Annotated in this window: 25 protein-coding genes and 2 pseudogenes; 12 read left to right on the top strand and 15 right to left on the bottom strand. The window is 66.8% G+C overall.

The features are described 5' to 3' along the window. Positions 1-182: pseudogene (locus A5733_RS25015) on the top strand (slipin family protein); the annotation flags it as partial. Between the two features lie 7 nt (positions 183-189). Here A5733_RS25015 and A5733_RS25010 read toward each other — a convergent pair. After that, on the bottom strand, positions 190-612 hold the full coding sequence (locus A5733_RS25010) for an SPFH domain-containing protein (RefSeq protein ID WP_233152784.1): 423 nt from the start codon (positions 610-612) through the stop codon (positions 190-192). A 333-nt stretch (positions 613-945) separates the two neighbouring features. On the opposite strand from A5733_RS25010, the gene A5733_RS25005 reads away from it, so the two are divergent. From A5733_RS25005 to A5733_RS24975, 7 genes are all read left to right on the top strand, one after another. Then, entirely contained in the window at positions 946-2,454 is a 1,509-nt protein-coding gene (locus A5733_RS25005) for a M28 family metallopeptidase (protein WP_076242047.1), read from the top strand. Further along, positions 2,451-3,887, top strand: a complete 1,437-nt coding sequence (locus A5733_RS25000) for a M28 family metallopeptidase (RefSeq protein WP_076242046.1) — start codon at positions 2,451-2,453, stop codon at positions 3,885-3,887. Before A5733_RS25005 ends, A5733_RS25000 begins: the two co-directional genes overlap by 4 nt. Positions 3,888-4,090: 203 nt before the next feature. Beyond that, positions 4,091-5,362: a glycosyltransferase gene (locus A5733_RS24995; RefSeq protein WP_076242045.1), complete on the top strand. Its 1,272-nt coding sequence runs from the start codon at positions 4,091-4,093 to the stop codon at positions 5,360-5,362. After that, complete coding sequence (locus A5733_RS24990; protein ID WP_076242044.1) at positions 5,359-6,048, top strand: class I SAM-dependent methyltransferase; 690 nt, start codon at positions 5,359-5,361, stop codon at positions 6,046-6,048. The genes A5733_RS24995 and A5733_RS24990 overlap by 4 nt, the downstream gene beginning before the upstream one ends. Positions 6,049-6,108: 60 nt before the next feature. Next, positions 6,109-7,176, top strand: coding sequence for a type III polyketide synthase (locus A5733_RS24985; protein WP_231965518.1), 1,068 nt, complete (start codon positions 6,109-6,111; stop codon positions 7,174-7,176). Then, on the top strand, positions 7,176-7,685 hold the full coding sequence (locus A5733_RS24980; protein WP_076242043.1) for an isoprenylcysteine carboxyl methyltransferase family protein: 510 nt from the start codon (positions 7,176-7,178) through the stop codon (positions 7,683-7,685). Before A5733_RS24985 ends, A5733_RS24980 begins: the two co-directional genes overlap by 1 nt. Continuing rightward, positions 7,682-8,707, top strand: coding sequence for an NAD(P)/FAD-dependent oxidoreductase (locus A5733_RS24975; protein WP_076242042.1), 1,026 nt, complete (start codon positions 7,682-7,684; stop codon positions 8,705-8,707). The genes A5733_RS24980 and A5733_RS24975 overlap by 4 nt, the downstream gene beginning before the upstream one ends. On the opposite strand, the gene A5733_RS24970 is transcribed toward A5733_RS24975, so the two are convergent. The 3 genes and pseudogenes from A5733_RS24970 to A5733_RS24960 form a co-directional block, all read right to left on the bottom strand. Further along, a complete protein-coding gene (locus tag A5733_RS24970) occupies positions 8,688-9,962 on the bottom strand; it encodes a uracil-xanthine permease family protein (protein WP_076242041.1) in 1,275 nt (424 codons plus the stop codon). The two genes, A5733_RS24975 and A5733_RS24970, sit on opposite strands and share 20 nt — an antisense overlap. 52 nt (positions 9,963-10,014) lie before the next feature. Continuing rightward, positions 10,015-11,274, bottom strand: coding sequence for an APC family permease (locus A5733_RS24965; RefSeq protein WP_369830971.1), 1,260 nt, complete (start codon positions 11,272-11,274; stop codon positions 10,015-10,017). A 7-nt stretch (positions 11,275-11,281) separates the two neighbouring features. Next, positions 11,282-11,869, bottom strand: a pseudogene (locus tag A5733_RS24960) (PaaI family thioesterase); the annotation flags it as partial. A 122-nt stretch (positions 11,870-11,991) separates the two neighbouring features. Here A5733_RS24960 and A5733_RS24955 point away from each other — a divergent pair. After that, complete coding sequence (locus tag A5733_RS24955; RefSeq protein ID WP_076242039.1) at positions 11,992-12,678, top strand: PadR family transcriptional regulator; 687 nt, start codon at positions 11,992-11,994, stop codon at positions 12,676-12,678. A 17-nt stretch (positions 12,679-12,695) separates the two neighbouring features. Here A5733_RS24955 and A5733_RS24950 read toward each other — a convergent pair whose 3' ends face one another. Further along, complete coding sequence (locus tag A5733_RS24950) at positions 12,696-14,399, bottom strand: 3-ketosteroid-delta-1-dehydrogenase (protein WP_076242055.1); 1,704 nt, start codon at positions 14,397-14,399, stop codon at positions 12,696-12,698. Between the two features lie 102 nt (positions 14,400-14,501). On the opposite strand from A5733_RS24950, the gene A5733_RS24945 reads away from it, so the two are divergent. Further along, positions 14,502-15,644 carry a Rieske 2Fe-2S domain-containing protein gene (locus tag A5733_RS24945; protein ID WP_076242038.1) on the top strand — a complete coding sequence of 381 codons (1,143 nt, stop codon included), beginning with the start codon at positions 14,502-14,504 and terminating at the stop codon, positions 15,642-15,644. 2 nt (positions 15,645-15,646) lie between these two features. Continuing rightward, positions 15,647-15,925, top strand: a complete 279-nt coding sequence (locus A5733_RS24940) for a ferredoxin (RefSeq protein WP_076242054.1) — start codon at positions 15,647-15,649, stop codon at positions 15,923-15,925. Between the two features lie 5 nt (positions 15,926-15,930). Here the strand turns inward: A5733_RS24940 and A5733_RS24935 are convergent, their stop codons facing one another. The 3 genes from A5733_RS24935 to A5733_RS24925 all read right to left on the bottom strand — a co-directional run bounded on the left by A5733_RS24935 (position 15,931) and on the right by A5733_RS24925 (position 18,329). After that, the gene (locus A5733_RS24935) at positions 15,931-16,515 is read right to left on the bottom strand and encodes a TetR family transcriptional regulator (protein ID WP_142254198.1); all 585 of its coding nucleotides are present in this window, start codon (positions 16,513-16,515) and stop codon (positions 15,931-15,933) included. Positions 16,516-16,521: 6 nt separating this feature from the next. Then, positions 16,522-17,598 (bottom strand): hypothetical protein, encoded by a 1,077-nt coding sequence (locus A5733_RS24930; protein ID WP_076242036.1) that lies wholly within the window; start codon positions 17,596-17,598, stop codon positions 16,522-16,524. A 131-nt stretch (positions 17,599-17,729) separates the two neighbouring features. Then, a complete protein-coding gene (locus tag A5733_RS24925) occupies positions 17,730-18,329 on the bottom strand; it encodes a TetR-like C-terminal domain-containing protein (RefSeq protein WP_076242035.1) in 600 nt (199 codons plus the stop codon). Between the two features lie 138 nt (positions 18,330-18,467). On the opposite strand from A5733_RS24925, the gene A5733_RS24920 reads away from it, so the two are divergent. Next, positions 18,468-19,370, top strand: a complete 903-nt coding sequence (locus A5733_RS24920) for an LLM class flavin-dependent oxidoreductase (RefSeq protein WP_076242034.1) — start codon at positions 18,468-18,470, stop codon at positions 19,368-19,370. A gap of 6 nt (positions 19,371-19,376) precedes the next feature. Here the strand turns inward: A5733_RS24920 and A5733_RS24915 are convergent, their stop codons facing one another. The 7 genes from A5733_RS24915 to A5733_RS24885 form a co-directional block, all read right to left on the bottom strand. Next, on the bottom strand, positions 19,377-20,315 hold the full coding sequence (locus tag A5733_RS24915) for an alpha/beta hydrolase (protein WP_076242033.1): 939 nt from the start codon (positions 20,313-20,315) through the stop codon (positions 19,377-19,379). Between the two features lies 1 nt (position 20,316). Beyond that, the gene (locus tag A5733_RS24910; RefSeq protein WP_076242032.1) at positions 20,317-21,180 is read right to left on the bottom strand and encodes an SDR family NAD(P)-dependent oxidoreductase; all 864 of its coding nucleotides are present in this window, start codon (positions 21,178-21,180) and stop codon (positions 20,317-20,319) included. Continuing rightward, positions 21,177-21,659 carry a polyketide cyclase gene (locus A5733_RS24905; RefSeq protein WP_076242031.1) on the bottom strand — a complete coding sequence of 161 codons (483 nt, stop codon included), beginning with the start codon at positions 21,657-21,659 and terminating at the stop codon, positions 21,177-21,179. Before A5733_RS24905 ends, A5733_RS24910 begins: the two co-directional genes overlap by 4 nt. Positions 21,660-21,722: 63 nt before the next feature. Next, positions 21,723-22,784 carry an acyl-CoA dehydrogenase family protein gene (locus A5733_RS24900; RefSeq protein ID WP_076242030.1) on the bottom strand — a complete coding sequence of 354 codons (1,062 nt, stop codon included), beginning with the start codon at positions 22,782-22,784 and terminating at the stop codon, positions 21,723-21,725. Then, positions 22,781-23,881 (bottom strand): acyl-CoA dehydrogenase family protein, encoded by a 1,101-nt coding sequence (locus A5733_RS24895; RefSeq protein ID WP_233152782.1) that lies wholly within the window; start codon positions 23,879-23,881, stop codon positions 22,781-22,783. The genes A5733_RS24900 and A5733_RS24895 overlap by 4 nt, the downstream gene beginning before the upstream one ends. Continuing rightward, complete coding sequence (locus tag A5733_RS24890; protein ID WP_076242028.1) at positions 23,878-24,654, bottom strand: crotonase/enoyl-CoA hydratase family protein; 777 nt, start codon at positions 24,652-24,654, stop codon at positions 23,878-23,880. The genes A5733_RS24895 and A5733_RS24890 overlap by 4 nt, the downstream gene beginning before the upstream one ends. Then, positions 24,651-26,075, bottom strand: a complete 1,425-nt coding sequence (locus tag A5733_RS24885) for an aldehyde dehydrogenase family protein (RefSeq protein ID WP_369830970.1) — start codon at positions 26,073-26,075, stop codon at positions 24,651-24,653. The genes A5733_RS24890 and A5733_RS24885 overlap by 4 nt, the downstream gene beginning before the upstream one ends. Position 26,076 lies beyond the last annotated feature (1 nt).

Genomic DNA, 26,076 nt, shown 5'->3' with positions numbered 1-26,076 from the left:
CCGGTGCGGCGAAGTTGGAAGCCGCCCGCGCCGAGACCGCGGCCCTGCGCGCGCTGGCCAACGCCGGCAAGCTGCTGGACGCCCACCCGGCACTGGCGCAGCTGCGGCTGATCCAGCAGGTGCCGTACGGGTCGAAGGTGGTGCTGGCGATCGGTGGTGACGTGGCGTCTGACCCGGAGTGATCCCGGGTCAGGCGTCACGCCTGTTCAGTACCACCGCGGCGGCGACGAAGGCGATCACCCCGGCGTCGATGCGGTTGCCGCGCTGCAGCACCTCATCGGCGGTCAGGCCGGCGACGATGTCACGCAGCGCAATCTGTGCGGCGAGGTACACCGCCGCCATCGGATCGGCCGCCGCCTCGACGTAGGCCACCGCATCGGTGACCTTGGTCTGTAGCGCAACGGTGATCCGCAGCGACACGGCGTCGGAGGTCAGCACCTCCTGCGGGGCCAGCGTCAGTACCTGCTCACGCATCTCGACACGCACCACCGAGGCCGCCACATCAATGCGGTGACGTCCCGGCGGCAGGACCCGACCGAGCGTGCCGTCGACGTACTCCAGCGCGCACTGGCCTGCAGAAACAGTGATGCGGTTGAACGTGAAGATTCCCATGTCGTGTCCTCCTTCCGGTATGTGTCTGCGCGGCAAAGGAATACCGCCGCCGGACACAATCGTTGGCGGGGCGTCGCATCCCCATACGAGCGGATGCGGGCCGCAAGGCCGCGGATTGCGCGATTCCGGCGACGGCATCGGGGTTGCAGAGAGGATTCGAACCTCAGGCCCTTTACCTGTGCCACGGCGCCGCCGGCAACACACAGAAACGTTGCGGTACCCCGCTCGGTCTGCTTCCCGCTCGGCGCCGGGAATCACCCTGCCATCACAGCAAACCGGCAGGCAACCGATTTAATCGCCGGGCAGTTCAGCGCACCGGCTACCGTGGGTGCAATGCGACGTACTTCGACGGGGGCGGTTCTCGGTGCACTTGTGCTGACCGCGGGACTGGCCGGCTGTGATGCAAAGACCGAACTGCAGACCGATGGGCAGCAGTCCTCCGGGTCCGCCTCCGCGGCGGCCGTGCAGTTCGCCGATCAGTTGCGTGAGCGGGTGTCGGCTGACGCGATGATGGGGCATCTGGGCAAGCTGCAAGACATTGCCAACGCCCACGACGGTAACCGCGCCCTGGGTACGGCCGGCTATGACGCCAGCGTCGACTATGTCGTCAATGCCCTGCGGGATAAGGGCTTCGACGTGGACACCCCGGAATTCGAGGTGCGGTTGCCCTTCGCCGAGGACCCGCAGGTGACCGTGGGTGGTCAACCCGTCACCGCCAAGCCGCTGGAGTTCACCATCGGCACCCCGCCCGAAGGCGTGTCCGCGCCGCTGGTGCCCGCGAAGGTGGAGGACACCCCGGGGTGTGAAGCTGCCGATTACGACGGGCTACCGGTGGCCGGGGCGGTGGTGCTGGTCGACCGGGGTGCCTGCGCCTTCGGTGACAAGCAGGCCGCGGCCGCCGAGCGCGGCGCCGTGGCGATGATCGTCGTCAACACCAACAACGACGAGCAGATGGGTGGCACCCTGGGCCGCCGCACCGACGTCAAGATCCCGGTGGTCAGCGTCACCAAGGATGTCGGGACGCGGCTGCGCAACGCGCCCGGGCCCACCACGATCAAGCTCGTCGCCGGTGTGCGGACCGAACGTACCCGCAATGTCGTGGCGCAGACCAAGACCGGGTCGACCTCCGATGTGGTAATGGTCGGGGCGCATCTCGACAGCGTTCCCGAAGGCCCGGGCATCAACGACAACGGCTCCGGGGTGGCCGCCGTGCTGGAAACCGCCTTACAGCTGGGTGATTCGCCGGATGTGGCCAATGCCGTGCGGTTCGGTTTCTGGGGAGCCGAGGAAGAAGGCCTGCTCGGGTCGACGAACTACGTCGAATCGCTGGACCTCGACGCGCTCAAGGACATCGCCCTCTACCTGAATTTCGACATGCTCGGCTCGCCCAATCCGGGTTACTTCACCTATGACGGTGACCAGTCCGCACCGCCGGACGAGCGTGGTCGCCCGCGCGTGCCCGAAGGCTCGGCAGGTATCGAGCGCACCCTGGCGGCCTACCTGGAAGATGCCGGAAAGACGCCGCGGGACACCAACTTCGACGGGCGATCCGACTATGACGGGTTCACCCTGGCCGGGGTGCCCGCCGGTGGGTTGTTCTCCGGTGCCGAGGACAAGATGAACGGCGAGGAAGCCAAACTGTGGGGCGGGCAGGTGGATCAGCCGTTCGACCCGAACTACCACAAGAACACCGATACCCTAGAGCACGTGGATGCCGACGCACTGCGGATACATGGCGAGGGCGTTGCCTTCGCGGTCGGTCTGTACGCGCAGGATCAGCGGGGCCGCAACGGTATCCCGGTCCGCTCGGACCGCACGCGTCATCAGATCACCCCGCAGTGACAGCCCGTCGACTCGTCGTCGTCGTGCTCGCGGCCGCTCTGGCGGCGTGCTCGGCGCCACCGTCGGCAGCGGCGCTCGACCCGCACGAACTGGCGGGCCGGATCACCGTCGACAACATGTTCACCCATCTGCGCAAGCTGCAGGACATCGCCGACAGTCATGGCGGTAATCGGGCAGTCGGCAATCCGGGGTACGACGCGAGCGTCGACTATGTGGCTCAGGCCCTGCGGGACAAGGGGTTTGACGTTCAGACGCCTGAGTTCGAGCGGATGGGCACGATGCGCGGCGGGCACCCGGCGCTGACGGTGTCGGGACGCACCTATCCGGTGGACCAGGCCTCGATGCTGGTGACGACCTCGTCAGAGGGGCTCAGCGCACCGACGTTGCGGCCGGGCAAGCCGACCGGATGTGCGGCCGAGGATTACGGAACGCTGAACATCTCCGGTGCCATCGCGGTGGTCGACGACACCGGGTGTTCGGTTGTGGTGAAACAGAACACCGCGCTGGCCAAGGGCGCGGTCGGACTGCTGGTCGTCAACACCGGCGGGCAGCCCGCGCCGGGTGGACTGTTCTCCACGGGTTACTACCGCGAGCTCACGGTCCCGGTCGGCGTCATCGACGAGACCGCGGACGCGGCACTGCGTCGCACCAGTGCACCGGTGCGGCTGGTTCTCGACGGCCGGGCCGAGATGGTCAAACACCGCAATGTCACGGCGCAGACGAAGACCGGATCGGCCTCGGATGTGGTGCTGGCCGGTGCCCACCTCGACAGTGTGGGCGGCGGACCGGGTATCAACGACAATGGTTCCGGGGTGGCCGCCCTACTCGAAACCGCTTTGCAGCTGGGAAGTTCGCCCAACGTGCGCAATGCGGTGCGGTTCGCGTTCTGGGGCGCCGAGGAATTGGGCCTGGACGGGTCGACGCAGTACGTGCGCGGCCTGCCGCTGGACCAACTCGACGATCTCGCGTTGTACCTGAACTTCGACATGGTCGGCTCACCCAACGCCGGATTCTTCACCTACGACGGCGATCAGTCCGGCCAGGCCACCGATCCCAAATCGATGCCGGAGGGGTCGGCGGGCATCGAACGGACCATGGCCGGCTATCTGAACCTGAGTGGTGTGCGGCCGGCCGACATGCCGATCGGCGCCAACACCGACTATCACCCGTTCCTGCAGGCAGGCGTGCCGGTGGGCGGTGTGACCACGGGCGCGTCGCAACGCAAGACCCAGGTTCAGGCCCGGTTGTGGGGCGGCCGGGCCGGCGTGGCGTTCGACCCGAACTATCACACCGGCCGCGACACCATCGACAACGTCGATGCGCATGCCCTCGGGATCATGGGACCGGCCATCGCATTCACCGTCGGCACCTACGCGGCGTCGATCGAGGGACCCAACGGCGTGCCGGTACGTGACAAGCGGCACCGCGGCTGAAGCTCTCTCGGGCTCACCGGGCAGAGCTATTTGCTCGATGGTCAGTTGCTGACGAAAACTCCTGTTCGGCCAAGGGGTTTCGGCGTCGTGACGATGCGCCGAGTGGTTGCGGCAGCAACCACTTCGGCTTAGGCCCTTGTCTGCACGCGCGCACGACCTAACATTGGGTCCGAAACCTCTTGCCGTCTGAGGGGTTGGGGGATATGAGATTTGCACTGGCATGTAGCGGGACTCGTGGGGATTGTGAACCGTTGGTCGCCATCGGTCTCGAATTGCAGCAACGTGGGCACGATGTCTGGATAGCGTTGCCGCCGAACCTGACTGGCTTCGCCGAGTCGGTCGGACTGGCAAGCACCTCATACGGCCCGGATGCGTCGGAGATGTGGGACGCGGAGCTGCTGGAGAAATGCTCGCCGGAAATATGGCGCGGCCTGTTGAGGGGGCGAAGTCCGGTGAAAGTGCTGCGGCAGCTTTGGGATCCGGTACTGCAGCACTGGGCGGGTATGGGAAAAACCCTGGCATCGGTGGCAGACGGCGCCGATGTGCTGTGCGCCGGCCTGGTCTTTCAGGATGTCGCCGCCAACGTCGCCGAGCACTACGACATCCCGCTCGCCGCCCTGCACTACTTCCCGGTACGCCCCAACGGTCGGCTCGTTGGGATGTTGCCCGCCGGGATGGCCTGCGCGGCCATGAAGACCTACGACTGGTTCGGGTGGCACATGCACAGGGAAGTCGAGGAAGAGCAACGCCGTGAGCTCGGTCTACCGAAGGCGACCAAACCGGCGGCGGGACGTATCGCCGACCGGAAAGCGCTGGAAATCCAGACTTACGACCAGGTGTGCTTTCCCGGCTTGGCCGCCGAATGGTCCACGTGGCGTGAACACCGGCCGTTCGTCGGGGCATTGACCATGCACCAGCCGACGGACGCCGACGAGGAGGTCGTCTCCTGGATCGCGGCAGGATCGCCGCCGATCTGCTTCGGCTTCGGGTCGATGCCGGTGCCCTCGCCGGCCGGCACCGTCGAGATGATCGGGCAGGCCTGCGCCGAGCTGGGCCAGCGTGCGTTGATCTGCTCGGGGTGGACCGACTACGGCGACGTGCCGACCAATGACCACGTCAAGGTGGTCAGAGCGGTGAATTACGAGAAGGTCTTCCCGTTGTGTCGTGCGGTGGTGCACCACGGCGGTTCCGGAACCACCGCGGCTGGGCTGCGGGCCGGGGTGCCCGGATTGATCTTGTGGACCGCGGGTGACCAGCCGTTCTGGGGCCGTCAACTCGAACGGTTGAACGTCGGTGCCACTCGCAGCTTCAAATCGTCGTCGAAAGCGACGCTCGCGACGGATCTGCGACGGATCCTGGCCCCCGAACGTGCCACGGCGGCGCGGAGGCTGGCCACTCAGATGACTCCGTCGGCCGTCAGCGTCAACCGCGCGGTCGATCTGCTCGAGGAGTTCGGTTACCGGAGGGCGGGATGAATCGGGTCAAGGCGGTACGGCAGGCGCTCGATGGTCGGGAAGAGTCCGTCTATCTGGAGATTGGCGTGTGTCGCGGTTCGGTGTTCCGGCAGATCTCGGCGGCAGAGAAGATCGCCGTCGACCCGGCGTTCCGGGTGTCGGCGCGCTCGCGCAGACGGGCCGAGCGCCAGGCCCGTGCCACTCACTTCTTCGACATGACCAGTGACGACTTTTTCGCCAACGAGACGGCGTTCCTCGAAAGGCGGGGCATCGACGTCGCGCTGATCGACGGCCTGCACACCTACGAGCAGGCCGTGCGTGACGTCGAGAACACCCTGCAGTATTTGCGACCCGACGGAGTACTCATCCTGCACGACTGCAACCCGGCGACGCCCTCGATTGCCTGTCCTGCAGCGTCATACGACGAATTCTTCAAAAAGACCCCGTTGTGGTCGGCGTTGCGCGGGTGGAGCGGCGATGTGTGGAAGGCGATCGTTCACCTCCGCAGCACCCGCTCTGACCTCCGAGTTGCCGTGCTGAACTGCGACTTCGGTCTCGGGGTGGTGCGCCGCGGCAGCCCGGAGTCGCGGTTGCACTGCTCCACCGAACAAATCAGTGCGCTGACCTACGCTGACCTGGCACTCGACCGTCAAAAGTTGCTGAATCTGCAACCGCCCGACCATTTCCACGAATTCCTCTCGGCATGACCGGATGAACCGGCCGGGGTAGACCCCCGTTGTAGTGGTATGCGAATTAACGTCGCCAGGATGGCCAGCCACAGCACGATTGCCGGTGTCCACGCCGTACTGCCGCCGCACCGGTATACCCAGGATGAAGTCACCCGAGCCCTGCTGGATCTTCCCGGCTACACCGAGGTCGAGGACATGGTCCGGGCGCTGCACAAGAGCGCAAAAGTCAACAGCAGGTACCTGGTTCTGCCGGTCGAGCGATATGCCGATCTCGACGACTTCGGCGAAAGCAACCGACTGTTCATCGAACACGCCACCGAATTGGGTTGTGCCGCACTGTCGGGGGCGCTGGACGAGGCGGGCCTGCGCCCCGAGGACGTCGACCTCATCGTGACCACCACCGTCACCGGTGCCGCGGTGCCCTCGCTGGATGCGCGTATCGCCGGGCGGCTCGGTCTTCGGCCGGACGTCCGGCGCATCCCGATCTTCGGGCTGGGCTGCGTGGCCGGCGCCGCCGGCATCGCCCGACTCAACGACTACTTGCGAGGTGCCCCGGACAAGGTGGCCGTGCTGGTATCGGTGGAGCTGTGTTCGTTGACCCGCAAACACAATCCGGCCATGCCGACCCTGGTGGCCGGCGCGCTGTTCGGCGACGGCGCTGCCGCTGTCGTGGCGGTCGGCGAACAACGGGCCCGCAAGCTGGATCCGGCCGGACCCGACGTGCTGGACTCGCGCAGCCACCTCTACCCGGACTCGTTGGACACCATGGGCTGGGACATCGGCAGCGATGGTTTCGAGATCGTGCTCAGCGCCGAGGTGCCTGGCTTCGTCGGCCGCTATCTGGGTGATGACGTCACCGGCTTCCTTGGTGCCCACGACATGTCGGTCGAGGATGTGGCCGCCTGGGTCAGCCATCCCGGCGGTCCGAAGGTGATCGAGGCGATCATCGAAACCCTCGGATTGCCTGAAGACGCGCTGGATTTGACCTGGCAGTCGCTGGCCGATGTCGGCAATCTGTCGTCGTCGTCGGTGCTACACGTCCTGCGCGACACCATCCGTAAACGTCCCACGCCGGGCGCTCCGGGCGTGCTGATGGCGATGGGGCCGGGTTTCTGCTCCGAACTCGTCCTGCTGCGCTGGCGCTGATGAAACCCAAGAGTTTTCTGGCGTTGATCGCCGTCGTCGCCGCCGAGCGGGTGCTGGAGCTTGTGGTGTCCACCCGCAACCTGCGATGGAGTATGGCCCAGGGCGGCAAGGAGTTCGGTGCCGGACACTATCCGGCGATGGTGGCCCTGCACACCGGGCTGCTGGCCGGCGCGGTGCTGGAGGCGCGCCGTCGGCGGCCACACCCGGTGCTGGGCAGGGGCATGGTTGTGATCGTGCTGGGCGCCCAGGCGTTGCGCTGGTGGTGCATCACCACACTGGGCAGGCAGTGGAACACCAGGGTGGTGGTGGTGCCCGGGGCGACGCGCGTCGTCGACGGCCCGTACCGGGTGTTGCCGCATCCGAACTACGTCGCGGTGGTCACCGAGGGAGCCGCCTTGCCGTTGGCCGGCGGCGCGTGGATTACGGCGCTGGTGTTCGCGATCGCCAATGCGGCGTTGCTGCGAACCCGGATTCGGGTGGAAAACGAAGCGCTGCAAGGCCTGACGTGATCGATCTGCTCGTTGCCGGAGGCGGCCCGGCCGGGCGGGCCACCGCGGTGCGTGCGGCGCGGGCCGGGCTGCAGGTCGTGGTGGTGGAACGTCGCCGTGGACCGATCGACAAAGCCTGCGGGGAGGGGCTCATGCCGCACTCGGTGCGGCAGCTGCAGCAGCTCGGGGTGGAGATCGACGGACGAAGTTGCAGGGCCTTCTTCGGCATCCGCTACCTGGACGGGCGACATACCGCCGAGGCCAGATTCCGTGACGGTACCGGCCGGGGAGTGCGTCGCACCGTGCTGCACGCCGCGTTGTCAGAGGCGGCGTCATCGGCTGGGGTCGAGGTGGTGCACGGCGAGGTGGGGCCGGTGACTCAGGACGGGATCTCGGTGAGCGCAGCGGGTTTTCGGGCCCGCTATCTGGCCGCTGCCGACGGTCTGCATTCACCGATCCGCCGCGCGCTGGGTCTCAGCGCCGGCGAAGGCCGACGCCGCCGGTGGGGCATCCGGCGCCACGTCCAGATCGCGCCGTGGTCCGACTGCGTCGAGGTGTACTGGGGGCGGGACGCCGAGGCGTACGTGACGCCGGTGGGTGAGAACTGCGTCGGGGTGGCGGTGTTGACCTCGGTGCGCGGCGGGTTCGACGAGCACCTGGCGGCATTTCCGGTGCTGGCCGAGCGGATTCGCGGCGTGCCGCACGGTCCGGACCGGGCGGCCGGGCCACTGCGGCAGAAGGTCCGTCACCGGAGCGCGGGCCGGGTATTGCTCGTCGGTGACGCCGCCGGGTACGTGGATGCGTTGACCGGCGAGGGGATGGGCCTGGCCTTCGGGGCCGCCGAACTCCTGGTGAACTGCGTGCGCGACGACCGGCCCGGCGACTACGACCGGCAGTGGCGCGCGATGACCCGCCGCTACCGGTTGCTGACCGCAGCCCTGTTACACGGCAGCGGTTTTGGTCCGGTACGGCATGGCATCACCCCGGTGTCGGCGGCGCTGCCGTCGGTGTTCGGCGGCGTCGTCAACGCACTGGGGCGCTAGGTCGCAGCCGGTCCCCGAGGTATTCCAGTGACCGCATACCGTGGAAGACCAGCAGCGCGGCGATCGAGCCCAGCGCGATCCCGGTGAACGTCAAAGAACCCAATTGCCAGGTGAAGTCGGCGATCCCGATGATCAGCGGGATCGCCGCGGTCATCTGGTTGACGGGTTTGGAGAAGTCGACGTGGTTGGTCAACCAGATCCGCACACCCAGGATGCCGACCAGACCGTAGAGCACGACCGTCGCGCCGCCCAGCACACCCGGTGGGATCGCCGAGATGGCGGCGCCGACCTTGGGACACAACGACAATGCGATCGCCACGACCGCGGCGACCCAGTATGCGGCGGTCGAGTAGACCCGCGTGGCCGCCATTACCCCGATGTTCTCGGCGTAGGTGGTGGTGGCCGACCCGCCGCCGGCCCCGGCCAGGACGGTGGCCACGCCGTCGGCGGCCAGGGCCCGGCCGATCAGCGGGTCCAGGTCGGTATCGGTCATCTGCCCCACCGACTTCACATGTCCGATGTTCTCGGCGATCAGCGCGATCACTGCGGGCAGGAACAGCGGCAGCACCGCCAGGCTGAACGTCGGCGTCTGGAACTCGGGCAGGCCGAGCCACGGTGCGGCGGCGATCTTCGACGTGTCCACCTCACCGAGAAACAGGGCCAGCAGATAGCCGATCAGGACCGCGCCGAAGATGGCCAACCGGCCGATCAACCCTTTGAAGAACGCCAGCGTGACGACCAGCAGCACCAGCGTCACCAGGCCGACCAGCGGGCCCTTCTCGAAATTGTCCTTGGCTGCCGGGGCCAGGTTGAAGCCGATCAACGCCACGATCGCGCCCGTGACGATCGGTGGCAGGGCCACGTCGATCCAGCGCGTGCCGACCAGGTGGACCACCACGCCGATCAGGATCAGCAGCAGTCCGATCATGATCAGGCCGCCCAGTGCGCTGCCGGTGCCGTGGGCGGCTGTCGCGGCGAGTACCGGGGCGATCACCGCGAAACTCGAGCCCAGATAGCTCGGTAGCCGGTTGCCGGTGATCAGCAGGAACAGAATGGTGCCGATTCCGGAGAACAGCAGCGTCGTGGCCGGCGGGAAGCCGGTGAGCACCGGGACCAGGAACGTGGCCCCGAACATGGCCACCACATGCTGGGCCCCGATGCCGATGGTGCTGGCCCAATCGAGACGTTCCCCGGGGGCGACGACGAAATCCTCGTCCGTGCGGGTTTCGACGTATTTCCAACTCAGCGGAATCACGATTGAGAACTACACACCATGTTCGGCCGCCGCGCACGCGGGATGGCCGGCATCAGCGTCGCAGCACGTTACACACCCCGTAGATCACGGCACCGACCGCCACCACGCCCAGTCCGGTGAGTACTGAGGCCAGCGGCAGGGCGAAGGCCAGCACCAGGCAGCCGACCAGACCGACCGCCGGGATGAGGCGTCGACGGACGAGTGGCTCCAACGTGCATGCCGACACGTTCGCGATCGCGTAATACAACAGCACCGCGAACGACGAAAACCCGATCGCGCCACGAAGATCCACGGTCGCGGCCAAAAGCGCCACGACGATGCCCACCGCCACCTCGGCCCGGTGGGGCACCTTGAACCGGGGATGCACGGCGGCCAGCCTGTGCGGCAGGTGGTGGTCGCGGGCCATCGCCAGCGTGGTGCGCGATACCCCGAGGATCAAGGCCAGCAGGGATCCCAGTGCTGCTATCGCGGCGCCCGTGCGCACCAGTGGCTGCCACTGCGGGGCACCGGCTGCGGCCACGGCATCGGCCAACGGGGCCGGGGTCGTGGCCAACCCCGGCCCGCCGAGAACGGAGAGCGCGGCGACGGCCACCACGGCGTAGAGCACCAGCGCGATACCCAGCGCGATCGGAATCGCGCGCGGAATGGTGCGGGCCGGGTCGCGGACCTCTTCACCCAACGTCGCGATCCGGGCGTACCCGGCGAACGCGAAGAACAACAGCCCCGCGGCCTGCAGGACACCACCCGCGCTGACATCGTCACCGAGTGCCAATCGGGCCGGATCGGCCGCACCGGAACCGGTGATGATCACCACGACCGCGGCCAGTACCGCCAGCACGCAGGCCACGATGACGCGGGTGAGCAGCGCGGACTTTTGGATTCCGGCGTAGTTCACGGCCGTCAGCGCCACCACCGCCGCGACCGCCACCGCATGCGCGGCCGACGGCCAGACATACAGCCCGACCGTCAACGCCATCGCCGCGCACGACGCGGTTTTCCCGACGATGAAACTCCAGCCGGCCGCGTAGCCCCAAAACTCCCCGAGGCGTTCCCGCCCGTACACATAGGTGCCGCCGGACTGCGGATAGTGGGTGGCCAGCCGGGCCGAGGACGTCGCGTTGCAGTAAGCGACGACGGCGGCCACGGCGAGGCCGATCAGCAACCCGCTGCCGGCTGCGCTTGCGGCCGGGGCCAGAGCGGCGAAAATGCCTGCGCCCACCATTGATCCAAGGCCGATCACGACGGCGTCTGTTGGTCCGAGACGACGTTGCAGCCCGCCGGGCGTGGTCACTCCCGCGATAGTAGGGCGCAGATACCGGTGGATGAAAGAAGACGCCCGCGGCCCGAACCGTAACGCCGTCGGGGCCGGCAAGGTGCCCGACGACGAAGGTCTTCACACCCTCCAGCCGGTCGATGTGCGCTTCGGCGCGCAGCGGGCCCAGCCGGGTACCGGCTTCGTAGCGGAGCGTGAGTGTGCCGGTGACGGCGGGCTGCCCTGGCTTGTGTGCGGCGGCGCCGAGCACGTGGTCGAGCAGAAGGGCGCAGATCCCGCCGTGGACATGCCCGGCCGGCCCCTCGTAGGCGGCGCCGAGCGTGACCTCGGCCCACACTCGCCCGTCGGGCTCATGCTGGACCTCCAGCGGGGGAGCCAGGGCGTTGCGCACGCCGATGACCGCATTTCCCCAGGTGAGCGAGCGCCCATCGGGAGCTTGTGGGATACCGAAGGACCCGGGGATCAGCGACTGGCTGAGTTCGTCGGCTGCCGCATCGATCTTCGCCTGGGCAGAGGCAATGCCGTCACGACCGACACGGCTGCGGATGGTCGCATCGACAAGTCGGCGAACAGATTCGGTGAGGGACGCGTAAAGAGCTTCTGGCACATCGGTTCCGTGGTCATCGAGTCCCATCGATCTCCATCTCGTCGTATCTCTGCCCAAGATTCACCGAGCCGGCCACCCGGCGCAACTGCGCTTCCCGGCCAGCGGTTGGTCGCAACGGATGCTGTGACCTGGATTGTTACGCTTGGGCAGTGGAAGATCCCGAGCCACCAGCCAAGCCGCAGCTCGCCGCGACGAGTTGGGCGCTGCTCGGGCTGCTGTCGTACGAGACCGAGTTGTCCGGTTACGACATCCGCAAATGGATCGACTGGAGCATGCGGTTCTACTACGGCAGCCCGGCTTACAGCCAGATCTACTCCGAGCTGAAGAAGCTGGAAAAGCTGGGTTATCTGACCTCGCGAGTCGATGGCACCGGCACCCGGAACCGTCGCCTCTACAAGATCACCGAAAGCGGCCTTGCCGCTGTCACTCGGTGGGCTCGCGAGTCCCCGGCCGAACCCCCGTCGCTGAAACATCCCGCGGTACTGCGAGTGACATTGGGGCACCTCAGCAACCCGGAGTTGCTCAAGAAGATGCTTCATGAGCACCTTGCCTATGTCGAGGGCATGCAGCGCGATGCCGCCAAGGAAGCGAAGTGGGCCGGCGCCGATCCCTCCTGGGCGTACGCCAAGGTCGCGTTGGATTGGGCGGCTCGCTACTACGCCTCGGAGCGCGAACTCACGTTGCAGCTGATCAAGGATCTCGACGAGGCGGAGGCCAACTTTCCGAAAGTCGGTGAGGGCGGCAAGGTTCCGTGGCCGGATGCGTCGTATTGGTACGAGATCGAGCGGAAATACGACGCCGAGGACTTGGCCGAGGACTTGGAAGGTACTGACTGACCTTCCGTCCGTTGGTGTTACCTGCCCGCCGCGTCGAGTGCGGCGATGTAGCCGTAGACCAGTCCCTGGGCGATCGTCGCGCCCGCACCCGGATAGGTGTTGCCGAAGGCGTTGGCGGCGGTGTTGCCGATCGCATACAGCCCGCCGATCACAGTGCCGTCCTCGCGCAACACCCTGGCTTTGTCGTCAGCACGCAGGCCGCCGCAAGTTCCCAGATCGCTGAGCACCATCTTGACCGCGTAGAACGGCCCCTTGACCAAGGGCCGCAGGTTCGGGTTGGGCGTGATCGTCGGATCACCGTAGTAGCGGTCGTAAGCGCTGCGGCCCCGCTCGAAGTCGGGATCCTGCCCGGCATGGGCGTTTTCGTTGAAGCGGGCCACTGCCGCGGCGAACTCGTCGGCAGGTATCCCCATCTTGTCCGCCAACTCCGTGAAATCGTTTGCACGCACTGCGATTCCGGCGTCATACCACTTCTGCGGGATCGGCATGCGCGGGAAGAGTTCGGCGGCGAAGAGGTAGCTGTTGCGGTATTGCTGATCGAAGACGATCCACATGCTCTCCACCGGGGTGCCGGCTTTCTCCAGATCCAGCACGCGCTGACCGAAGCTCATGTAGTCGGCAGATTCGTTGGCGAACCGGTGACCCAACTGGTCGACGATGAACGATCCAGGCAATGACCGCTCGGCCAGCATTACCGCCGGGGCGGCGTCCGGTAGCGGCGCGACCGCGGGGAACCACCAGGATTGATCCATCAGGGCGATATCGGCACCGATGTCCTGGCCGATGCGGATGGCGTCGCCGGTGTTGGATTCCGCGCCGAGACTGAGATTGCTTCCGAGAGACTCGGATTGGAACTTGTGACGCATGCTCATGTCGTGGTCGAAGCCCCCGGCTGCGAGGACGACACCGCGCCGGGCGGTGACGGTGAGACCCTGGCCGTCGTGTTCGACGACAGCCCCGGTGACGCGGACGCCGTCGGTGACCAGTTCCGTCAGGGAAGTGTTGAGCCAGATCGGGATTCCGGCGCGGATCGCCCCGGCGAACAATCCGGCGGCCAAGGCCTGCCCGCCGGCGGCATAACGCCGTCCCAACGCCAGGCCGCCGACACCCTGGGCCAGACGCTTGACGACGGTGGGCAGGCCCTTGCGGGGGACCCGGCTCATCAAGTTCAGCCAGCGATAGTCGGCGCCGGTGGTCGGCATCGGGACATTGGCTTCCATCACACCGGGCCGCAGGTCGGGCAGGTACTCACCGAGAATCGCGGTGTCGAGCGGGCGGCATTCACATGTGCGTCCCGCTGCCGACCCACCCGGGGCTTCGGGGTGGTAGTCGGAGTACTCCTTGGCCCAGAACAGCTTCATCGGTGTGGTGCGGCGCAGCATCTCGACCGTCGCGCGCAGATTGTCGAGGTAGGCGACGGACCGTTCCCGCGGGGCGGAATCGCCGACGACGGCCTCCAGGTACGTCTGGGCTCGCGGGGCCGGGTCGCTGCCACCGCAGTCCTCGATCACCGGGCTGGCCGGCAACCAGAGGGCACCACCGGATCGGGCGGTCGAACCGCCGACGTACGCCGACTTCTCGACGACGAGGACGGACAATCCCTGTTCGCGAGCGGCCAGGGCGGCGGCGAGACCGGTACCTGACCCGACGACGAGGAGGTCGACTTCGGTGGTGGCGATGGGCAGGCCGGCAGGGATGGTCTGGTGGCTGGTGGCGGTCACGAGCCGACGGTAGAGCGGGGACCGACCGTCGGTGAATCCACTGTCCTGATGAGTGGACAACTGACCTTTCTGGGTACCGCCGGCCGCAGTTCAATGTGAGCCATGACAACGCACACAGACGGTGACGAAATTCGGTTGATCGAGGCCGGTTCGGTACCAACCCGGTTCGCCCGCGGTTGGCACTGCCTGGGCCTGATCCGTGACTTCGCCGACGGAGAACCACATCAGGTCAATGCTTTCGGCCAGAAGCTGGTGGTGTTCCAGGGTGAGGACGGCGCGATCAACGTGCTCGACGGGTACTGCCGGCACATGGGCGGTGACCTGTCCCAGGGAACCGTGAAGGGCAACGAGATCGCCTGCCCGTTCCATGATTGGCGCTGGGGCGGGGACGGCCGGTGCAAGATGGTGCCCTACAGCAAGCGCACCCCGCGCCTGGCCCGGACCGCATCGTGGCCGACACTGCAGCAGGACGGCATGTTGTTCGTCTGGAACGACCCTGAGCGCAAGGCTCCGCCGGCAGATGTGACCATTCCGCGCATCGAAGGCGCCACCAGCGACAGTTGGACTGACTGGCACTGGTACACCACGGTGGTCAACACCAACTGTCGCGAGATCATCGACAACGTCGTCGACATGGCGCACTTCTTCTACATCCACGGCTCACTGCCCACGCACTTCAAGAACATCTTCGAAGGCCACGTCGCGACGCAGTACATGAAGAGCGCCGGCCGGCCAGACATCGGTGATCCTGAAGGGTCCAAGCTGCTGGGCACCACATCACTGGCGTCCTATCACGGGCCCTCGTTCATGATCGACGACCTGACCTACCACTACCAGGAATTCGACCAGCGCACGGTGCTGATCAACTGCCACTACCCGATTGACGCCAATTCCTTTGTGCTGCAGTACGGCATCGTGGTCGAGAAAAACGCGGCCATGCCCGAGGAGCTGGCCATGCAGACGGCGATCGCGCTGGGTGACTTCGTCAAGATGGGATTCGAACAGGACGTCGAGATCTGGCGCAACAAGACCCGGATCGACAATCCGCTGCTGGTCGAAGAGGACGGCCCCGTCTATCAGTTGCGGCGCTGGTATGAGCAGTTCTACGTGGATACGGCCGACGTGACGCCGGACATGGTGGACCGCTTCGAATTCGAGCTCGACACCACCCGGCCGTATGAGGCGTGGATGAAGGAAGTTGAAGCCAACCTGGCCGCCCGTGCCTCCGCGGGGCCGGTGGGATGAGGATGGCTGCCCGCCCGGACAACCGCCTCGCCGACGCGCCGATGCTGCCGGTGGAGTGTCAACGGTGCGGCGCGGGCGTGCAGGTGCGTAAGAGCAGCTGGAATCAAACCAGCGTGCAGTGGACTGGCGCCGCGCTGAGCCGTTGCGAGGAACGTTGCACCGCAACTCAATTAATCGGCCCCGGCAGCCAGGGCTTGTTCCTGGCCTGCTCGGCCTTGGCCGGCTCGATCACCGCCGCAGTACGCTCCGGGGCGCTACCGGTGGTCGACGAGTCGCGCTGACGGGGCTAGTGCGTCAGCAGACGGACCGTCCGGGCCAGCCGTTGGGACAGTTCACCGAAAGCGATGCGCTGCTGGGTGAATGCTGCAACGTTGGCCATCCACACGTCGGAGAGCACTTCGGCGGCGCCGATTTCTCGCGGTGTCGACGTGGCGCCCCCGACGGCCTCGACGAAGATCTGCACCGTCTGCCGGCGGACCAGGTCAGCTTGGGTGGCGGCAGTGCCATCGGCGTAGAGATACGGACGAATCAGGGCCTCGGCAAACCGTGGTGACGAGCACAGCCTCTCGGTGAGGCTCAGGGACACCTGCAGCAGGCGCTGAAAAGGATCCGACGTGCTGGCACCGCAGTGGAACTCGGTTTCGAAGTCCCACAGCCAGTCGTAGAAGCACGCCAGCAGCAGGTCGTCCTTGGACGGAAAGTATTGGTACACCGTGCTGGCCGCCACCCCTGCTGCGGTGGCGACCGCACGGATCTGGCAGCTGTCGTAGCCCTGTGCGGCCAGTCGCATTGCCGCCTGGACAATCCGGTCGCGTCGAGCCAGTCGCCGTGAGCTGAGGGGCGTCGCAACGGTCAACGCGGTCGTGCTCACCGCCGATCAGGCGAGCTGGAAGGCCGAGATCGGTGCCTCGTCCGGGTAGCTGCTGGGGCCGCCGAGGTCGTAGGCGGCATTCAGCGCCGCGATGAACGCCGGGTCGTGCAGCGGTTCACCGGGGACGTCGAGATCGATGCCCTTGCCCTTGAGATCGTCGACCATCATGCCGATCGCCCGTTCGATCGTGATGTCGTCGGATCCGTCCATGTTCTTCTTGAGTTCGTCGTAGTCCGAGAACACCTCGGCCGACCAGTGCACGAGGAACCGCAACTCGTCGGTGTGGTGGCGGGCGATGACGTCCTCGCCGTTCTTCAACAGCCACTGGTTGCGGTCGGCCGGGTCGCCGGTGAACACGGTGTCGAACGCCAGTCCGGCCGGAACCTGTTGCTCTAGTGGGCCGTTCGCCTCGCCGCGGTGCACCATCATCTCGTTCTGCACGACGACGCCGCGGTTGTTGATCGGGGGCAGCACCCGTGCGGGTGGCTTGAGCGGACCGTCGGGCCAGTAGGTGAAGCCCGAGCCTTCGTCCAGCGAGAACCAGGTGATCACCTGGGCCATCTTGATCAGGTAGTCGGTGAACAGCCCGGACTTGCCCATCACACTGCACAACCAGGTGGGGGCGTTCTCGTGGCGCACGCCCCGGAAGCTGGGGGAGTCCAGGTGGCCGGGGTCGCGGTTGGCGCACGGGCCGTTGATGTTGAACAGCATCATCTCCGGCTTGGCGTACTCGGCGTTCCAGTAGTTCTTGGCCTGCTCGAGGAATCCGGCGTTGTAGAAGCAGTCGTGCAGCTCGGGGTAGAGCACAGTGCCGTAGTTGGCGAGGTAGCCGCGGAACGTGGGGGTGAGGAACAGGTCCAGCGAGGGCGTGAAGCCCTCGGGGAAGGCGCCACTCATGGTGGCCATCAACTCGTCGGCCGAGGCGAAGTGCTGGGCGATGATGAGCTTCCAGGGGCCCTGGGTGTGGACGACGTCGAGGAGCCGCTGCTTCTGGTCGTCGGTGTAGACGTCGGTGATCTCGCGCGGCGGGGCCGCGGGACGCAGGACGTCGGACAGTTCCAGTCGTCGTTCGTCGGTCAGCATTCTTGTCTCCTAAAGGCTTTCAGCGGTCTCGCTGGTCCGAGTCTGGAGGCAGCGCGAATTCTCGGACGCGGAGTTGACCGCTGATCGGGAGACCAATTCGGGGCGCCACCGGGTATGAAGCGATTCTTTGCTCAGCTGCGTACAGGCGCCGTTGCGCGGCAGACCAATGTCACCAGCGAGTCGATCTCCTGGTGTGTCAGCGCGCGCCCTTCGAAAAGCGAGACGGACACGGCCGGCGCCAACATCGTCTGGAGCACGACGGCGGGGTCCGCGTCAGGACTCACTTCGCCACGCCCGATGGCGCGTTCGATCATTGCGAACCACTGTGGGAGGTCGTTTCGGTACCAACCCATCATCGCGTCGTTCAATGACGGGTATCGATCCGAGATCATCGTGGCCATGATTCCGCGCTCGACGGGATCGGCTGCAAGCGAAGCGAGCTCGGTGATCAGGGAGCGGACGTCACTCTCCCACGCTCCGGTGTCCGGAGCATCGGTGCGCTGACGGGCGTGGAACGCAAGGGCGTCGTTGAGCAGTTCGATCGAGGTGGGCCACCAGCGATAGATGGTGCCGCGGTTGATGCCCGACCGGTCGGCAACCTCGGCGATCGGGAGTTCGACCTTGCCCTCGGTCAACAGCTCCAGACACGCACGCAGCACCGATTTGCGGACCCGCTCGCTGCGTCCGCCGGGCCGGACGCGTGGCCTGGCTGCTGAATCCGGGACGCCCATGCCACCGGTGTACTACGGCATGTCGGTCTCGAATCATCGTCTCCCACTGAGCGGTCCAACTGGAGAGTGTTAACGCGACAGTTTGTTCAAATAACCCCGACGGCCACTAGAACTCCTCGGAAAGAGACGTACTCCCAAATGCAGATCAGCATGGGTCTTCCGACCCTCTTCCCCCACGGGCGCGAGACGGAGCTTGCGTGGTATCGCAAGATCGACGAAGGGCCGTGGGACGGCCTCGTCACGTACGAACGGGTGCTCTATCCCGACAGCTGGTCGGTCGTCCCGCAGCTCGCCGCCGCGGCAGCGATGACCGAGCGCGTGCGGCTCTGGACCGACGTTGTTGCGCTCCCGATGCGGCAGCCGGTCCAGTTCGCGAAGGACCTTGCGACCGTTGACGTTCTGTCCGGCGGACGTCTCACCCTCGGGGTCGGGATCGGCGCGTGGGATGAGGACTATCTCGCGGTCGGCAGTGCGCTCGACCGGAAGCGCCAACGGATGGACGAGGCCGTAGCGGCGATGCGCAGGGTGTGGGCACAGGAGCCTCCCGTCGAAGGACACCATCCCGTAGGGCCCGCGCCGGTCCAGGAAGGCGGCATCCCGCTTGTCGCCGGCGTGATCGGCCCCAAGGCGCTGGCTCGGGCCGCGCAGTGGGCGGTCGGGGTGAGCGACCCGGCGCATTCCCTCCACTTTGATGCCGAGGCGCTGGCGGCGCAGCGGGAACGCGTCATCCAGGCTTGGCGGGCGGCGGGAAGGACGGACCGGCCGCACTTCTCCGCACCGGTCTGGTTCGCACTCGGTCCGGACCCGGAGAATCAGCTCGGGGAGCATGTAAAGGATTTCTGGGTCCAGGATATCGACCTCACCGGAGTTGAGTCCTCTTATCTCACGGCGCCGACCGCAGGGACGTTGAATTGCGGAGCCGCGGGCCTCCTTGCGGCCGTAAATGGCGCACGTGAAGCGGGTCTCGATGAGCTCAGGCTCGTCCCGACGACGGCCGACCCCGACGAAATCGACCGGGCGCGAGAGGTACTCGGCATCTGATCCACGTCAGAATGCCAAGGTGTGTGCGAACTTCGCCCGCAGCAGGGCGCCGATCTCGGCGACCGCCAGACGTCCGCGTGCGGTGGCGTCCGAGCGCATCAGAAAGCCGTGGTACATCCCGGGATAGCGGGTGACGGTGGTCTGGACACCGGCGTCACGCAACCGGCCGGCATAACGTTCACCCCAGTCCCGGATCGGGTCGCACTCTCCGGTGACGACGATGGCCGGCGGCAGGCCGCGCAGATCCGTTGCGTATGCCGGAACCTGATACGGGTCCCGTGGGACGCCACCGCGGTCGACCAACTCGTGCATGTAGACGATGTCTTCGTGGCGCAGCAGTGGGGCATCGGGCATGGCGGTGATGGACGCCGCCCCCATGTCGCGATCCAGGCCGGGATACAGCAATACCTGCACACTGATGTGCGGGCCGGCGTGATCGCGCGCCGCCAAAGTTACTGCAGCCGCGAGTGATCCGCCGGCACTGTCGCCGACGACCGCGAGCCGGCCGGCATCGAGGTTCAGCTGATCAGTCTGGTCGGCGATCCATTCGGTGGCGGCATAGGCGTCGTCGAATTGCGCCGGTGGCGGTGATTCCGGTGCAAGCCGGTACTCGACGGCGGCCACCGCGGCGCCGCTGGCGTGGGCGAGTTCCCGGGCCAGAGGCTCGAACGAACGATTGGAACCCATCACCAGCCCACCGCCGTGGAAGTACACCAGCACCGGCAAGCCGGCGTCGGCGGTGGGGCGGTATAACCGGACCGGGATCGGACCGGCCGGGCCGGCGGCGTCGAGGTCGTCGATGGCGGCCATGGCCGGCATGTCCGGAAGCGGCGCGGATTCCAGGCCGCCGCGTACGGCGGTCAGGCCGCGGGCGCGCATGGGAGCGATGTCCCCGAACGAGGCGACGCGGGCGGCGGCATCGGGATCCAGTGGTGGATAGCTCATATCAGTTTTGTGCCGGGTCGAAACGGCGCTCGCTCCGCAACCGGGGAGCCTCTTGGTTGGTCAACACGCGGGCCCGCTCGGTCATCGCGGACCCGACATAGTCAGGTTGGGTCAGCAGATAGAACCGGCCGTCAGCGGCCTGCTCGAACACCACCTCGGCGGCGGCCAGCGGATCCATCGCCTCGGCCTTGATGTCGAGCATCGCGGAGCGTTGTCCTTCGGCCGCATCGGCATCTCCGTTGTCGACTCCGCCGGCCGATTCGAAGATGTTGGACACCACCGCACCCGGCAGCACCGCCTGGACGTGTACGTGGTGGTCGTGGCCGGCGGATTGCACTTCCAGATGCAGACATTCGGTCAGAGCCAGCACGGCATGCTTGCTCATGATGTACGGGGCCTGCAGCGGGACCACGGCTACCCCGCCGATCGAGGACAGATTCCACACCCAGGCCGGGGCATCGGTGGCCAACATCTTGGGCAGAAACGCCTTGACGCCGTGGAACACTCCGCTGATGTTGATGTCGACGACCCGTTGCCAATTGGCGACCGGGGTGTCCCACAGATAGCCGAACTGCTCGATGCCCGCGTTGTTCACCAACAGCCGGACCGGGCCGAGGTCGCGGTAGACATCGTCGGCCAGGGCTTGCACCGCGTCGGCGTCACGCACGTCGCACACCACGTCGGTGGCCGAGCCTCCGGCGGCACGGATTTCGTCACGCAGGGCGGCGATGGCGTCGGCATTGATGTCGACGAGCACCACCGTCATACCCAGCCGGGCGGCATGCCGGGCCAGGCCGGCGCCGATCCCGGCACCGGCACCCGTGATGACGGCGATCCCGCCGCCGAAGGCCTCTGCAGCGTTCACGCCGACGGAGCCGCGGCCTTGGCGGTGTGCTCGGCGAGCGGGATCGAGTCCTCGGCGTCGAGGATGACGTTCAGTGAGGTGAAGACGAGACCGTCGGCTGCGCGCCGGATTCCGGCGTCGACGACACCGCTGGACACCGCGAACGGGACGTTGTTGGTGATCTGGTTGACGAACAGGTAGAAGCGCACGTTGGTGACCTCACCGTCGACCCCGGTACGGAACACGTTGGTGGCGTGATGGCGGCACGGGTACGGATTCTCGTTGCGATGCTCGATCAGCCAGGCGAAGGTCTCGGCCTTACCGTGCAGCTCGGCGGCCAGCAGGTGCTCGAATGGGCAGGCCCCGGAATCCGAGCGGCTCAGGTACTCCATCTCGTCGGCGAGGCGGGCACCCACCTCCTCGAAGTGGCCCTGGTCGTAGTGGAACCAGAAACCGGAGATGAACTCCTGGACGTCAGACAGGGTGATCTCGTTGCTCATGCCGGCAGTCAACCCGGGTTGTGGTGCTGGTAACAGCACCGATGACCGGTCAGCGGAACACCGCTATCCGCCGGTGATCAACGCCCAGAGTTGCTGCCCACCCGCCGCCGCGGCCGCCGCAACCACCTGGTTGTCCCAGAAGCGCACCGAGCCGAATTCCGAGCGCCAGGCCAGCGCGGCGCGGGTGTATTCGTGCAGCCGATGCTCGCGGGTGGTGCCGATGGCGCCGTGCACCTGGTGTGCGTTGCGGGTGACGACAGAGGCGGCATGCCCGGCACACGACCGCGCGGTCGCGATCTGGAAGTCCAGATGTGCCGATTGCCAGTCGGTTTCGACGGCCGTGTGCAGCGCCGCCTCGGTTGCGGCCCGGCCCAGTGCCGCCTCGGCCGCGGCATCCGAGATCAGGTTCTGAATCGTCTGAAACTTGCTCAGGGGACGGCCGAACTGCACCCGTGAGGCGACATGCTCGATGGACAGTGCGACGGCCCGGTCCAGCGCCGCGCACGTCTGGATCGCCCGGATCAGCGCGGACTTTCGTCTGAGCTGACTCACCAGCTCCCTAGTCACCGGTTCACCGGTGATTCCGGTGTCGTCAAGGCGGATGGTGTCACGCGGCTCGCCGATCAGGTTGGTGCCGTGCGTGAGTGACAGGTCTGCGGTGTCGAACTCGGTGAGTTGGTGTTCGTCGTCGGTCGGCCACAGGACGACGACGCGGTCGACATCACCGGCCCAGGGCGCCGGGGCAGCGGGTTCGCCGCTGCGCGGCGCCACATACACCGTTCGCACGGCGTCATCGACGGGCCTGCCCAGGGTCTCCAGCAGCCAGCAGGCCAGCAGGTCATGTTCGGCCAGCGGAATCCGGACCCCGTGGCGCACTGCGGCACTCAGCAACTCGGCAGCCTCAAGCCAACCCGCACCGCTGCCGCCGGATGCCTCGGCACCGGTCAGCCGGACCAGCCCGAGGGAATCGAGGTGCTGCCACAGCGTGCGGTCATACCGGAGGCGCTCACCCGGGCGGCCCGGGCTCGCGGTCTCGCGGTAATCGGCGAAGACGCCGTCCATCATGGCGGCCAGATCGGGGTCCACCGCCGACAGCGTGTTCGGAGCGAGTTCGGTGGTGTTCATCGCAATCCCAATCCCCGCGCGATGACACCGCGCAGCACTTCGTTGGTTCCACCGCGCAAGGTGAAGCCGGACCGCTGGTCCACCGCGGTGGCCACCAACTGAGCCCACTGGGCGTCCGGTGGATTGTCGTCTCCGGTCTGGCGGTCGACGAAGTCGGCGATGTCACCTTCGACCGTGGTGCCAAGGACCTTGACGACGGCTGCCGAGACATTGGGATTCTCACCGCGTTCCAGGGCGCCGGCGACTGCGGTCGACATGTGATGCAGGCCGGCGACTCGTGCCACCAGACGGCCCAACTCGGCATCGTCTGGCGTGTTTTCGAGTGCCTGGGCCAGGAGCGGGAACGTGGACAGGAATCGTTCCGGGCCGCTGCGCTCGAAGCTCAACTCGGAGGTCACCTGCGTCCAACCCCGGCCGATCTCACCGAAGACCATGGCGTCGGGGATGAACACCTCGTCGAGCACGACCTCGTTGAAGTGATGGCCGCCGTTCATCGAGATGATGGGCCGGACGTCGACGCCGGGCGCGCGCAGGTCGACGATGAACTGGCTGAGGCCGGCGTGCCGATGTGCCGGATCCACCGGTTCGGTGCGGGCCAGCACGATGAACGCGTGCGCGCGGTGCGCTCCCGACGTCCAGACCTTGGTGCCGGTGATCGACCAGCCGCCCTCGACAGGTACCGCACGGGTGCGGACACTGGCCAGATCCGAGCCGGAATCCGGTTCGCTCATGCCGATTCCGAAGAAACACTCACCGCGCACGATGCGGGGGAGGAACGTCGACTTCTGGTCTTCTGTCCCGTATTTCAGCAGCGACGGCACGATCTGACGATCGGCGATCCAATGCGCCGCCACGGGGGCACCCGCGGCCAGCAGTTCCTCGGTGACGACGAACCGCTCCTGAAACGAGCGGCCATGGCCGCCGTATTGCACCGGGACTGTCATCCCCAGCCAGCCTTGGTGCGCCAGGGCCGCAGTGAAATTCTCGTCCCATCCGCACAGCCAGGCATCGACCGACGGGGTGAAGGCTCCGGCGGCCAACTGATCGGCCACAAAGTCGCGGACCTCGGCGCGCAACTGGTCCAAGTGTGCGGTCACGACGTCCGCCACTTCGCGATGCGCCGCTCGTGCTCGGCGTCGTGGTGGGCCAGCGGTTGCATGGCCGCCGCCATGGACAGAGTGGATTCCAGGGAGCCGGTCGTCGATTCCTGCAACAGGCGCTTGGCCATTCGTAGCGCGTGTGGCGGGTTGACCGCAATCCGATCCGCCAGTGCACGTGCTTCGGTCAGCAGGTCGTCGTGGGGGACCACTCGGCTGACCAGTCCCCACTCCAATGCGGTTGCCGCATCGATGCGTTCGCCGGTGAACGTCAGCTCAGCGGCGCGGGCGTAGCCGATGGCACGAGGCAGGAACCACGTGCCACCATCGCCGGGGATGAGCCCGAGTTGGACGAAGCTCTCGGCGAAGGACGCCCGCTCGGAGGCGATCCTGATGTCGCACATCATCGCGAGATCGCATCCGGCACCGATCGCGGCACCGTTGACCGCGGCAATGAGCGGCACCTCGAGCCGGCCCAGTGCCCGCGGGATCCGTTGGATGCCATCGATATAGGCCCGACGCTGCTCTATGGCGTCCAGGCCGAACATGCCCTGACGGTCGGCCATCTCCTTGACGTTGCCGCCGGCCGAGAAGATCTTGCCGGTACCGGTGAGGATCACCGCGCCCACGGTGTTGTCCGCGTTGACCGCGTCCACATTGGCCTCGAACGCGGCGATGACGTCTTTACCCGTGATGGCGTTGCCGACCTCGGGCCGGTTGATCGTCCAGACTTGCACCGGTCCTTCGGTGTGGACTTCCAGCGGTGCGGTCACGCCTGCTCCTTGAGCTGAAGGGATTTGGTCTGCAGGTACTCCTCGAAGCCGAACCTGCCGAGTTCGCGGCCGATCCCGGACTTCTTGTACCCGCCGAACGGGGCAGTGGGGTTGTATGCGCCGCCGTTGATGTCGAGTTGGCCGGTCTGGACCTGACGCGCGAAGGCGATGGCCTCGTCGTCGGTGGCGGCCCACACCGCGCCGGACAGCCCATACGGGGTGCCGTTGGCGATGCGCAGGGCCTCGTCGGAATCGGCGTAGGGGATCACCGCAAGCACCGGACCGAACACCTCTTCCTGGCCAAGCTCGGAGTCGGGATCGACATCGGCGAAAACCGTTGGCGCCACGAAATACCCGACGTCGCGGATCGGCTCGGCGCCACCGGTCAGCAGGCGGGCACCGTCGCGCTGCGCCCGCTCGATGAAGCCACGCACGGCGTCGAACTGTGACCGCGACGCCGACGGTCCGATGCGGGTGGCCGGGTCGCGCGGGTCGCCGACGGGGTAGCGGGCCACGGCGGATTCGATCAGATCCAGCGCCTCGCCGTAGCGGTTCTGTGGCACCAGCATCCTGGTCCAGGCCATGCAGGTCTGCCCGCCGTTGAGGAAGGCGTTGCCCACCCCGACCCTGACGGCGGTGGCGAGATCCGCACCGTCGAGGATCACGTTGGCCGACTTGCCGCCGAGTTCCAGGGCCACCTTCTTGATCGACTGGCCGGCCAGTTCTCCGACCCGGGCGCCCACGCCGGTGGATCCGGTGAACGAGACGAAGTCGATGTCAGGATGCGCCGCGAGCCGCTCACCGATCACCCGACCGGGTCCCGACACCAGGTTGACCGTCCCGGGCGGCAGTCCCGCCTCTTCGCAGGCTTCGACGAACGCGAACACCGAAAGGGGTGCTTCATTGCTGGGTTTGAGCACGACGGGGCACCCCGCGGCGATGGCCGGCAACACCTTGGCGACCACCTGATAGAGCGGGTAGTTCCAAGGTGTGATCGCGCCGACGACGCCGTAGGGTTCCCGCAGGATCAGCGAATTGCCGATGCGCTCTTCGAATTCGAAGGTCTCCAGTACATCGGCGAAGCCCTTGGCAACCGCCAGCGGCACCTGCGTCTGCACGGTCTGTGCGATGCGCACCGGGGCGCCCATCTCGGCGGTGATGAGATCGGCGATGTCGGGTAGGCGCTTCTCCATCGCGGCGATGACCCGCTGCACCCGGTCCCGTCGCTCGGCGACGGTGACGAGCGGATCGAACGCCCGCCGGGCAGCGGCCACCGCGGCGTCGACGTCGGCCGAGTCACCGTTGGGCACATGGCCGATCACGGCTTCGGTCGCCGGGTCGATCACGTCGATCACGCCATCCCCGGTGGGGGCGGTCCAGTGGCCGTCGATGAACAGTGAACTGTGTTCGTAGGTGGGCACG

The organism is Mycobacterium sp. NS-7484 (genome assembly GCF_001953975.1).
In the GTDB taxonomy this organism is placed as follows: domain Bacteria; phylum Actinomycetota; class Actinomycetes; order Mycobacteriales; family Mycobacteriaceae; genus Mycobacterium.
Note: the sequence above shows the minus strand (reverse complement) of the source record. Positions and strands in the feature narration are given on the sequence as shown.